The organism is Saccharopolyspora sp. MMCC62, from assembly GCF_057736575.1.
On the sequence record NZ_JBYKCM010000001.1, the window covers coordinates 911,571 to 922,848 of the forward strand.

9 protein-coding genes and 1 pseudogene are annotated in these 11,278 nt (G+C 64.2%); 7 read left to right on the plus strand and 3 right to left on the minus strand.

Going from position 1 to position 11,278, the window contains the following annotated elements; all coding sequences use genetic code 11:
- Positions 1–97: 97 nt before the first annotated feature.
- Entirely contained in the window at positions 98–2,158 is a 2,061-nt protein-coding gene (locus AC29IT_RS04100) for an NACHT domain-containing protein (protein WP_488217888.1), read from the minus strand.
- A 97-nt stretch (positions 2,159–2,255) separates the two neighbouring features.
- Between AC29IT_RS04100 and AC29IT_RS04105 the strand changes: the two genes are divergently transcribed.
- A complete protein-coding gene (locus AC29IT_RS04105) occupies positions 2,256–4,658 on the plus strand; it encodes a hypothetical protein (RefSeq protein WP_488217889.1) in 2,403 nt (800 codons plus the stop codon).
- A gap of 87 nt (positions 4,659–4,745) precedes the next feature.
- Positions 4,746–5,792 carry a hypothetical protein gene (locus AC29IT_RS04110; RefSeq protein WP_488217890.1) on the plus strand — a complete coding sequence of 349 codons (1,047 nt, stop codon included), beginning with the start codon at positions 4,746–4,748 and terminating at the stop codon, positions 5,790–5,792.
- Here AC29IT_RS04110 and AC29IT_RS04115 read toward each other — a convergent pair.
- Positions 5,697–6,737, minus strand: a complete 1,041-nt coding sequence (locus tag AC29IT_RS04115; RefSeq protein WP_488217891.1) for a tetratricopeptide repeat protein — start codon at positions 6,735–6,737, stop codon at positions 5,697–5,699. The two genes, AC29IT_RS04110 and AC29IT_RS04115, sit on opposite strands and share 96 nt — an antisense overlap.
- A 103-nt stretch (positions 6,738–6,840) precedes the next feature.
- On the opposite strand from AC29IT_RS04115, the gene AC29IT_RS04120 reads away from it, so the two are divergent.
- Together AC29IT_RS04120 and AC29IT_RS04125 are read left to right on the plus strand one after the other, a co-directional pair.
- Positions 6,841–7,761: a phage tail family protein gene (locus tag AC29IT_RS04120; protein WP_488217892.1), complete on the plus strand. Its 921-nt coding sequence runs from the start codon at positions 6,841–6,843 to the stop codon at positions 7,759–7,761.
- 32 nt (positions 7,762–7,793) lie between these two features.
- Positions 7,794–8,975 (plus strand): hypothetical protein, encoded by a 1,182-nt coding sequence (locus AC29IT_RS04125; protein WP_488217893.1) that lies wholly within the window; start codon positions 7,794–7,796, stop codon positions 8,973–8,975.
- Between the two features lie 21 nt (positions 8,976–8,996).
- Here AC29IT_RS04125 and AC29IT_RS04130 read toward each other — a convergent pair whose 3' ends face one another.
- A complete protein-coding gene (locus AC29IT_RS04130; RefSeq protein WP_488217894.1) occupies positions 8,997–9,740 on the minus strand; it encodes an SAVMC3_10250 family protein in 744 nt (247 codons plus the stop codon).
- A 71-nt stretch (positions 9,741–9,811) separates the two neighbouring features.
- Between AC29IT_RS04130 and AC29IT_RS04135 the strand changes: the two genes are divergently transcribed.
- The 3 genes and pseudogenes from AC29IT_RS04135 to AC29IT_RS04145 form a co-directional block, all read left to right on the plus strand.
- Positions 9,812–10,093, plus strand: coding sequence for a Cas10/Cmr2 second palm domain-containing protein (locus tag AC29IT_RS04135; protein WP_488217895.1), 282 nt, complete (start codon positions 9,812–9,814; stop codon positions 10,091–10,093).
- Positions 10,094–10,345: 252 nt separating this feature from the next.
- A complete protein-coding gene (locus AC29IT_RS04140; protein ID WP_488217896.1) occupies positions 10,346–10,891 on the plus strand; it encodes an RAMP superfamily CRISPR-associated protein in 546 nt (181 codons plus the stop codon).
- Positions 10,888–11,278: pseudogene (locus tag AC29IT_RS04145) on the plus strand (hypothetical protein); the annotation flags it as partial. The gene AC29IT_RS04140 and the pseudogene AC29IT_RS04145, both read left to right, overlap by 4 nt.

Below are 11,278 nucleotides of genomic sequence, written 5' to 3' on the forward strand. Positions count from 1 at the left end.
GTGATCAGCAGTAGCACCGAGAAGTCGTAGCCTAGAACCCCGAAGTGGCCGCGGCTGGTTGTCCGGGGCGTCAGCTCGGCATGCGGTTGTCCTCGGGCTAGCTTCGGTACTGCTCGGCGAGGTGGTCGCGGAGCTGTGCGTGGCGGAACTGGTAGACCGCACCCGTCCTTCGCAACACTCCGCGATCGTATGCATCTTCAAAGAAACGTTTCGGGCGCCAGGGCAAACGCCGGGTCAGCGGCAGCCACAGCCGCGCGAACATTAGCCATTGCCCCCATGCTGACAATGAGAACCGAACGACCCCGACTAGAGCACCAGCGAAGATCCCCGTGCCGATTCCGACCACGGCGGCATCTCCGCGATCAAACCCAGGACCAAGCATGAGGATGCACATAAATGCGAGCGTGAAGGTAGGAATGGTTGCGGACGTCCGGACAAGTGTGACCCTGCGGTCGAGAGCCAGGAGTGTCCACGGGTAGCTGACGTGAGATATAGAGGTATCCCCGAAATCTGATAGAGCGAAGACCCCTGACAACGCCGCTAGCCCGAACAGTAGCCCGACTGCGAGGCCGTAGGTACCGCGCTCAATGCCACCTCCAATTATGCACAGAAAGGCAATACCGAGCCCAACAGCCGACTGGGTCTTAAATTTTTTGAGGTGAACTAACCGGAGGCGCGACTGGGGACCTTGTGGTGGCACCCAGAGACGTGGCGATTCATTGATTTTTGCATTTCTGTAATTAAATCCTGCTTCGCTGAAGACTCCGGCGACAATGCCAAAGATGCTACCGAATAAAAGCCCAAAAAGGGCCCCCTTTTTAAAACCGTAGATAAGCCCGAAAGCAAGTCCATGAGGGAGTTGCGAGAGCCCCCAAAGACCCCCGAAAAGAATCCATGCGGGGACCCCAAGGGCGAGCCAGACAGTAGTTATGGTGACGAAGCGGCGAGTCAGGTGGTGGAAGGTATCGGGGAGTCGCCACCAGGCGATGTCATGTGTATTGCGGTCTTGGAGGTGTGTGGCGAGGTAGCCGAGCCAACGGTGGACTTGGTCGGAGCGCCACTCGGGACGTCGCGCTCGGTTCGAGCCAGCACCGCCGGGAGCATAGACTGTGCCCAGGTAGGCGGCCAGCAAGTGGTCTTCCAGCGCCTTGACAGAGGGGAACTGGGCGGAGTTGAGGAGTTCGGCGGGGTCATGACCCCGGCCGTCGTTGTAGACGGTGCGGACGAGCATGACCATCAGTGGAGTGGTCAGCACAGCTGTGAGGTTCTTGCTCGCGGGCTGGTCAGATGCGGTTCGCAGTTGCCCGAACATCGAATTCCATGCATGAGCACGGGTTTTTCCGGTACTGTGAAGCAGGTATTCGTGGGCTTCGTCGAGGCTTAAGTCTTCGAGTTCGATTGCCGCAGCGCCGCCGACAGCTTTGATTTCGTGAGCCGCGTGGACGTACTCGTCGAGGCGACTGCTGACGATCAGCGGTAGGTCGAGGGTGCTGATGCCACGGACAGCCTCGGGATGACGGTCTTTGAGGATTTCGTCGAAGCCGTCCAGGAGAGGCACGATGAGGCCGCGTTCGAGGAAGAGGTCTGCTACATACCTGTCGGTAGTAGTTTCTTTGGCGGCGAGGAACGGGTAGTCGCGGGCAAGATGTTCCGCCATCCAGCAACGTAGGTCGGTCGCAGGGTCCCAGCCACCGAGGCTGAACAACACCGGCACCGGACCGGTAATTCTACTCTTGAGCAGGTCCAGGATTAGCCGGTGGGCAAGCACTGTCTTGCCAGCACCGGCCCTCCCCAAGATCACCAGCCGTCGGGACTCGATCGCCTCGTAGGTTTGACGGATCGAGGTGAAATTTCCCGCCAGCGGTACGGGGACACCGTCAGCCTGAATCTTCTCCCAGTAGTCGAACAGGTCCTCCGCAGCGGTGTGCCAGCGAACGGGTAATGCGTCCCGGTCTCGAATCCCCCATTTGGACAGCTCCCGGCCGCTTGCCGAGCTCACCTCATCGGCGAGTTTCTGGAGAAGTTCCGCTTGCTTTCCGTCGAGGCTCGGTGGGTTCGGTGGGCTGGTCATGGAGATCGGTCCGTTGTTAACACCGATCTGGAAACTGACGTCGGCCCGCCCGGTGAAATCGTTGCGGATCTTGTACCCCTCTGTCACCTCGCACAGTGTGCCCCACCGTCTGCGGACTGTGTGCGGTTACGGCCTTCCCGAACCATCTTTGAGGACGGAGCTCCCCTGAAAGGAGGCGGTGCGCGTGGCGAAGTTCGAAGCGGGTACCGCCTTCGTGCAGGTCGTCCCGACCTTGCGGGACTTCCACAAGAAAATCGGCCAGCTTCTCCAAGGCTTGGACGATCAGGTCGTCGTGCCCGTCTCTGCCGATGCTGCCCAGGCCGAAGCAGCGGTCGCTCGCCTCGGCAAGCAACTGGAAACCCAGGCCACCGTAGATGTCTCGGCCAACATGGCGCCCGCGCGGGCGAGTGTGGAGCAGTTCCAACGCGAAGCCGAAAGCCAGTCGGCGAAGATCCGCGTCTATGCCGAGACCTCGGGTGTCGAGGCCGACACGCAAACGATGCTGGCGCGGCAGAACACCACCAGCGTCACCGCCGAGGCCGACGTCAAGCGCGCCCAGGCTCAGATCGACGCGCTGGCGGCCACCGCGCCACCGGTCGAAGTGCCGGTTGACGCCGACATCGCCAAGGCCGAAGCCAAGATCGCCGCGCTCGCGGCGAAGAAGGCCACCGCCGAGGTCGAGGTCACCGCGACCATCGACCAGGCCCAAGCCCGCATCGATGAGCTGACTACCCAACGGCGGGCGCGGGTGATGGCGATCGAGGCGGACATGGCCCCGGTCCGCGAGCAGGTTGCCGCCCTGGTCAAGCAGCGCGACGAGAAGAAGATCGACGTCACCGCGGAGATCACCAAGGCCGAAGCCCAGCTGGCCAAGCTCGATGCGCAGAAGCGCGGCGTTCAAGTGCAGGTCGACGCGGATATCTCCCGTGCAGAAGCGCAGATCGCTAAGGCGGGAGCGCAGTGGGAGCACACCGCCCTGTCGGTGGACGCCGACACCGCGGTAGCGGAGGCCAAGCTTGCCGAGCTGCGCGAGCACGCCGACGAACTCGACGGCAAGAAGGCCGCCATGCGCGCCGACGTCGAGGGTGCCGAGCGTGCGATCAACATTCTGGGGCTGCTGACCGCCGCTCTCTCCGTGCTCGGCGCTGCGGCCCCGCCCGCCGCAGCAGCACTCGCCGCCGTCCCCGCATCCCTGGTCGGCATCGGCCAGGTCACCAGTGCGGCCATCGCCGGGTTCAACGGCATCGGTGACGCCGTCGAGGCGATGGAGACCGTGCGCCTGGACAACTTGACCGATCCCGGCGCGACCAAGGAACAGATCGACAAGCTCAACGACGCGATGGCTTCGTTGACGCCTGCCGGTCGTGAGTTCGCGGTCTTCGTGAGCACCGAGCTGCTGCCCGCGATGCGCACGATCGGTGACAGCGTCCAATCCGACATGCTGCCGCCCATCCGCGAAGCACTTGGCCAGCTTTTGAGCCTGGCCCCGCAGCTCAACGGCGCCCTGGTCTCGACCGGGCAGGTACTCGGTGACCTGGCCAAGCGTTCGGCGGCGATGGCGAGCACGTCGGTGTGGAGCAACGACTTCACGTTGGTCACCGAAGCCAACAACCGCAGCATGACCTCGTTCGGCGGGGCCGGGCTGGCACTGGCCGATGCGCTGCGGTCGATCACCGCCGCGGCCATGCCGATGCTCGACACCTTCGCCCAGTGGATCGAATCGCAAGCGATCCTGGCCAACCAGTTCATCCAGACCCAGCGCGCCAGCGGAGCACTCGGAGTGTGGTTCTCCCAAATGGGCGACCGCCTCGCCGAGTTCGGCGCCATCGCCGTGCAAACGGCCACCGGCATCGCCGAACTGCTCAACACCTTGGCACCGCTGGGCATGACGCTGGCCGAGATGGTCGGCACCATCGCCGAGTCCAGCGGAAACTTCGCCACGGCCAACCCCGCTTTGACCCAGGTCGCCGCGGCAGCCGCAATCGCTCTGGCCGGGTTCGTCGCTCTCGGCCGGGGGATCGGCGGCGTCGCAGCCGCCATCAGCTCGGCCCGCGCCGGCTGGCAAGCACTCACCGGGCTGATGACCATCTGGCAAGCCCGCGCTACCGCCGCCGGAACCGCGATGGGCACCGCCGCCACCTCGATGACCGGCAGCGTGGCCGCCGGCCAACGAGTCAGTACCGCAGTCGGCGGCGTCGCAGCCGGATTCGCCCGCCTGATCAGCGTCGTACCGATCGCCGGTGTCGTGATCGGCGGTGCCGCACTGGCCTTGGACGCCGTGGCCACCAACGCCGACGAAGCGGCGAACGCTCTCCTCAAGGGCGGCAGCGCAGCACAACAAGCCGTGGCCTCGGTGAACGCGGACAACCAGTTCACCGGCCTCGGGTGGCTCGACGCCTTCGGCGGACCCGGCCAGTGGATCAAGGGCCAGTTCACCACCAGCCTCGACGAAGCCAAGGCCAAGGCGAACGAGCTCTACACCGCCATGACGCCACTGCAACAGGCGCAAACAGACCTGACCAGGGCACAGAACGACTACGCCTTGGCGGTCCAGCAGCAAGGCCCCGCCTCGGCCGCCGCCGCATAGGCTCAGAACGCGGTGGCCGCCGCGACAGATCGGGTCGAGCAAGAGCAGTCGGCCGCAGCAGCCGCGACCAAGAGCCATACAGACCGGATGGTCGAGCAGCAGTTGCAGGCCATTTCGGCACTGGACAAGGACCTCGCGCTACGCCAAGCCCTCACCGGGGTCACCCAGGCTCAACAGCAGGCGGCAGCCGCCGCCGCGCAGTACGGAGCCGGGAGCACGCAGGCCACCGCCGCCGATCAGCAGTTGGAGCAGTCGATGCTGCGTGCGGCGCAGGCTGCTCGTGACAAGGCGGCGGCCCAACACCAAGGAGCTGCCGCCAACGACCGCGACCGGCTCGCCACCGGGGCGTTCAACCAGACGTTGGCGAACCTGGTCGTACAGGCCGGGACCGCAGCACCGATCGCACTGCGGCAGTACCTCGCCAACCTCGACGCCTCCGCGCTCGGGGCCATCGGCGCACGGATGGAAACCGATAACTTCGGCCGCGCCGTGCTCGTACTACCCGGCGAGAAACGCGTGTTCCTCGGCGTCAACGGAGCCGACGAAGCCACCGCTCGCATCAACCAGCTGCGGGCCTCGATCCAAGGGCTTCCCGAGTCCCACTGGTTCACCATCTACACCCGCCAGATCGTCGACGCCGTCCAACCACCGCCGAAGGACCCCAACGCGCCACCACTGCCCCTAGGCAACGCGGCCGGCCGACTCGTACAACCCTTCGCCAGGGGCGGTATTGCCGGACTCAAGCCCATGCGGCCGGTCGCCCAAGTCGTATCCCCGCAAACCTGGCGCGTGGTCGGCGACCGGATGTACGGCGACGAGGCGTACATCCCCGTCAACGACTCCGCACGATCTCAGGCGATCTTGGCCGAAACAGCCCGTCGCATGGGATTCGGTCTGCTGCCCGACCAGCGACAGCCGATCGGTATGGCCTCTGGTGGACTCGCGAGCAGCACCGCCGCCTACAGCAACACCGCACCACCACGCCGAGTCCTGCCGCGAGACAAAGCCGAGGTGGCAGTATCCAGACAACAGGTGTGGTCACCGCAGATCACAGTCAACGCCCGCACCGACGCGAGCCCGGACCACATCGCTGCCGTGATCAATCGGCAACTGCGGATACGGTCTCGACTTTAGGAGATTCCCGACAGTGGTCCTCGCTTCGTTAATTAAGGATACTGTGCGCTCCCTGCGCTCGTTGCCTTCCGTCAAGTATTCTTGTTGGATCAAGAGCAGTTCGTGTGCCCTTATAATGAAGTCCGACCAACTTTGCTTCTCCTTCAATACCTCCAACAAAAAATGAAGGTTATCCATTAACCTCGGAGTTCCATAGTGCTTTTCCTTCAAAAGTTCAGTTAGTCTACTTAGTTTCTTCTCGGCTTCATCTAGCTTATTCTTGCGATACAGAAGCAATCCTTGTCGCTCAAGGACCCACAGAGCATATCTGTGGCTCTCCCCTAGCAGTGACCTTTGCCACGTAAGCAGAATCTCGCACTCTGCCTCGGCGCGACTCAAGTAGCCCGCTTCCTCCCACAGGGTAATTGCATTCCTGTGGGATTCAAAAGCGTCCGGATGGCCAATTCCGAGGCGCGTTATCCTTCCCATCGCAACCTGCCAATACTCTGCCGCGGACTCATAATAAAGTCCCTGACAGTGGAGCGCCCGAGCGATTTGATGGCGCGTCCCCAGAATTTCAGGACTTCGTCCTCCGAGTGTGCGATGCTGAATTATCGAAATCTCGCGAAGCTCGATCTCGGCGTCAAGGTAACGGCCTTGTTCGAATAGTATCGCTGCGACATTATGCCGCGTTTGCAACGTCTCGCAATCGCCAGGGCCAAGTAGTCGGGAACGCCGCTGAGCCAATGCTCGATACTCCGCCTCAGCCTCGGCCAGCCTACCAACTTCTTCCATTGCACTAGCCTTGGCTTCATGTTCCAAGAATGAGACCGGAAGGGACCGGATATTTTCCGGATCACCACCTGCCGTCCCGTAATTATTATTAACAGTAGTGCACTGCAATTTCTCCGCGAACCCGACCTGCATCGCGAAGCTTGCCTCTCCGTCGAAATTACTCGTAATCATAAGTCCTCGGGTCCGGGCTAGCTCTGTGCATCAAGTATCACAGTGAAGGTACCGCCCTGAGTGTTGCAGGAGTGCTGAAACCCGCATACGTCGGAAGGAGGACGTGTCTTTGGAAGGCTCACCGATCTGGAGCCTCGGCCCCCTGACGTTCGACCCGGAACAGACAGATCGCCACGGAGTGCACTGGATTCTCACTTCCGAAGAAGGGTTTTGGGCCTCACCTGCGACCACCGCGGCGTTGAACCCGCAGCTTGGTGCACATGGCGCGTTCCGCACGCCTGGTTGGAAGACCGAGCGGACGATCACGTTGGAGGGCCAGGCTTTCGCACCCGATTACTCGGCGCTCCGCCGCGCCTCAGCCACGCTGACCGGTTTGCTCAGTGACCCGTTGACTCCGATGAAACTGACCTGTTACTCGGAAATCGGCGCGCTGACCTGCGCTGTGTACCTCGACGACCAGATCTTGACCAAGCCAACCGAAACCGCGACGCCCGGTTTCGAATGGTCCCTGCAACTGGTCGCACTCGACCCGCGCAAGTACTCGCTGTCCTGGTATCGCACGGACACCGGGCTGCCCTCTCAAGGCCGGGACGGTCTGCGTTTCGGCGAAGGGCTGAGCTTTGACCGAACTCGCGGACTTGCCTTTGGGGAGGGCCACAGCTCCGGCGCAATGGTGCTGACCAACCGGGGAACCGCCCCCACCGCGCCGCTCTACACGCTGCACGGACCGCTGCACCGTCCCCGATTGACCGTCACCAACGGCAACCGCACGGCAACGCTGGCTTACGACGCCACGCTGCACGAGGGGCAGACCCTCGTGCTCGACCCTGCGGTGCCCACCGCCCGGCTCGACGACGAAACCTACGTCAGGGCGCAGATCTTCCCCGCGCAGTTCGGCGATTTCGTCATCCCCGCTGCGTCCTACGACGCCGAGCCCGGCCAGCTCTGCGTGCGGCTGTCCCACGACGGCCCGCCTGGCGCTGAAGGCCGTGTCGAAGCGGCTTGGCGAGCCGCCTGGTTCTAACTCGATTCTCCGCACTCTCAGGGAGTTTTTCCATGTCCACCATCGGCATGTACGTGACTTCGGACATCGATCCGTGGGCCGTCGAAGGGCGGATCGGCCTGCGCGATGCGCGCATGGCTTTGTCCGCCTTGCTGGCCCCTGCACCACGCCAGTCCATCGAAGTGCGGGCTGGCGTCCTGCTCTCGGGAGATTCCGAAGGCTTCGACGGTTCCTGCCACACCGCTTTACGAGTGCAGGCCGCCCAGGCGATGAGCCTCACCGTGGAGCGCGGTAGTTGCGTGATCGCGACCGAAGACGGCCCGTATGTCTGCACGCTCGACACCACCGCACGCCTGCGCCTGGAGCCAGCGAGCCGCTACATGTCGCGCGTGGACCTCGTCGTCGCACGGGTTTACGACGACCTCAGCGATTCACTGTGCCCCACCCACGAGCGACGCCACTTCTGCATCGAGGTGTGGACCGGAGACCCGTCCCCGACGACTCCGGCCGTTCCGGAGCCGGACGGCGTCGGCTGGATTCCGCTGGCCAAGGTCCGCGTCCCGGCCGACACGACCCACCTCACCCAGGAACACATCACCGACTTACGCGGCCCCGGCCTCGCTACCCGCGGCGGTGTCCGAGTCCTTTATGGCGAAAACGCCCGCCCGGACTCCACCGCGTTCCGCCAGGCCGGTGCTTACCTCGGTGAACAGCGTTGGGTCGCAGACTCCGGCTTCGCCGCGCAGGTCTGGCACGGCGGAGGCGACGACCGCCTGACCCACGGATGGCACGGCACCCACAACGCCATGACCTACACCGCCACCCCCGGCTCCGGCGACTGGCTATGGCTGCGCGGAGGCGGAACGCTGCGCGAGGTATGCAGCGTGACCATCCCCGACCCCGGTGTGCCCTACACGATCTACCCCACCGGCCGCGTCGTCGCGCGCCAGTCCCCGAACACCGCAGTCGACGTCCAAATCAAGGTCCACGACCCCCACAACGGTCCCGCCGTGAACTGGGATGGCGGCGAGACCGGTACCGCGGATGCCGACACTCGGCAGGTCTACGGCGTGCCGCCGCTGCGCTACGGGCCGTTCACCGGCTCCATCGAGGTCTTCCTCAACGTCCAGGTCATCCGCACCGACAACCCCGAATTCGGCGTGGCCTACCGCGGCGATGACGTCGGCGACAGTCTCCTGTCCGTGGAGATCTGGCCGTTGTCACGCACCATGTAGCCCGCCTGCAAATAGGCCCCGTCAGAAGTCGGTTTCTCCAGGGGGAGAAACAAAATCAACATAAAGCGGAGTAGCAAGCACTATCCTATGCCCCGGTTCGCAGGGCAGTACCGCACTGACACGTGCGTAACCTGCCATCCAGGCGGCAGTGAACACGGGCCATAGGTGACTACGGACGAAACGCACCATGCAGTCGGCTATCAATGGCATATCCATCGGCTCTTCTTTTTGGCCAAACGGTGCTTTGAGGTCGGAATCGTCATCATAGTAGTAGTGTTTCCACCAGTACATGAACGACACAAGATCGGACCCCCACAGCTGTATATCTTGCCTCGGAGGCGCTGTCTCGAATCGTGGACGAAGATGCTGACTCGATCCATGAAGCAGCAATTGGATTGCTCCCCCCGTTGGGTATTCGTCAGTCGCAGTGGCTCGATCAACGAACACCACCGGGGGGTCATCCTGGCCAAGCGGCACCGTTCCATAGCTGAGCGGCGCCTCAAAGTGGACCCACTGCCCGGCAGTAACCGTGCTGTCTGTAAACCATTTGGCAGCGCGGTCTGAGCTGTCCAAAGCCGAGATCACCGCGTCAAGATCAGGTGTGTGCCTTACTGGCCTATCTTGACCTGGTTTCCCGATTTTCAGCCCGCCCAGTCCGGGGATCTTGAGCTCCCCCTCCACGTCAGCGCCCCTACCCCAAGGTCGAGGACGTCCGGGTAGAAACTGCTGAAGCTTTCGCTCCGAAAGGTAGATCTGTTCGCGCATCTGCCCATCGTCTCAAAAAGCGACTGCTTCGGGTCTCCTTTGGTGAACGTTCAGGTGAGCAGTCAAGGCACGTGCCGCACCTGGTCGGCGGCGACGACGTGCTGGTGAGCCTCCCTCCGAGCCGGGCTTGGCGGTTCGTGGACACCTTGCTCGACGGGTTCACCCGACGCATCGGCACCGCCACGGACAACGACGACGCCGACTGGCTGCCCACCCTGTCGGTCGGGGTCGTCTTCCACCACTACCAAGTCCCGCTGTTCCAGCTCAACGAGCTCGCGAAAACCTTGCTGCGCCGCGCGAAAGTGCACACCTGCGGTGACGCCGCCTCACTGGCCTGGCAGGACACCACGTAGGACGGCGTCGGGACCGGTACGCGCCCTGCGCTGGAGCACGACGCGTTCACCGCCCACCAGGACGCGTTGCGCAAGCTGGCCGCCATGTCCAAATCGGCTCGGCACCGGCTGGCCGAACTGCTCCGGGCGCACGGCGAGGTTCCGCGGAACTGGCCGCGCACGCCGCCCGCATCGGCTGCACCGAAGTGCTCGCCCCGTTCGACGACCCGATCCGTCTCGCCGACGCGCTCGGCATCGTCCGCTGGTGGTGGCATGAACCGGCTTGATTTCACGATCACGTTCCACTCCCCGTTCCGAGTCGCCCGCGGCGAAGGAGGCCGCGGCGCGCACGACACCATCGACGACACCGACCGGCTGCCCGCGACCAGCCTCGCCGGCGTCATGCGCGCCACTGCCACCACCCTGCTCGGTGACAGGAACCCGGTGATCGACGAGGTGTTCGGTTCAGATGCGGCGCCGTGCCCGTGGCGGTGGAGCCCGGCACGCCCCATCGACGGCTGGCAGGAGGCGAAGCCCGCCGCGCGCGTGCGCATCGACGCCACCACCGGGTCGGCGCAGCAGGACATGCTCGTGTTCGCCGAGCAGACACGCGCCGAACAGGCCGAGTTCCACATCAGCCGCTTCCGCCACGTCGACCCTGATCGCCGCGACCTGCACCGCGCGGTGCTCATCGTCGCCGCACAAGCGACCCGCTCGCTCGGGGCCTGGCGGCGCCGCGGACTCGGCTGGGTCGGCATCCGCTGCACGCACGAACCGGATGAACAGCTCGTGCGCACGTTCCTGGAGCTGAAAGAATGACTGACACCGCCCGGATCACCGTCACCCTCACCGAACCGGTCGCCGCGGGCAAACGGCTCCGCACGGACTTCGTGCAGGACACCTACGACCACATCCCCGGCACCGTGCTGCGCGGAGCGCTCGCCGCCCGCTGGGTCGCTGAACTCGGCGTGCCGGTGACCAGAACACCGGAATTCCTCGACGTCTTCGAAGAGGACGGCGGATTCGGCCCGCTGCACTCCGAGCTCAGCATGCCCATCCCGTTGAGCGTGCACCTGCACAAGTACCGCGCCGACCCCGCCATATGCACGCGCGAGTTGTGGGACGAAGCGCTCGAAGGTGTGGGGGGGGGGGGGGGGGGGGGGGGGGGGGGGGGGGGGGGGGGGGGGGGGGGGGGGGGGGGGGGGG

What these genes read in the sequence shown, in the direction of transcription:
- AC29IT_RS04115 (WP_488217891.1), bottom strand. Translation starts at nt 6,737, where the DNA reads ATGATTACGAGTAATTTCGACGGAGAGGCAAGCTTCGCGATGCAGGTC.
- AC29IT_RS04140 (WP_488217896.1), top strand. Translation starts at nt 10,346, where the DNA reads ATGAACCGGCTTGATTTCACGATCACGTTCCACTCCCCGTTCCGAGTC.
- AC29IT_RS04130 (WP_488217894.1), bottom strand. Translation starts at nt 9,740, where the DNA reads ATGCGCGAACAGATCTACCTTTCGGAGCGAAAGCTTCAGCAGTTTCTA.
- AC29IT_RS04110 (WP_488217890.1), top strand. Translation starts at nt 4,746, where the DNA reads ATGGTCGAGCAGCAGTTGCAGGCCATTTCGGCACTGGACAAGGACCTC.
- AC29IT_RS04125 (WP_488217893.1), top strand. Translation starts at nt 7,794, where the DNA reads ATGTCCACCATCGGCATGTACGTGACTTCGGACATCGATCCGTGGGCC.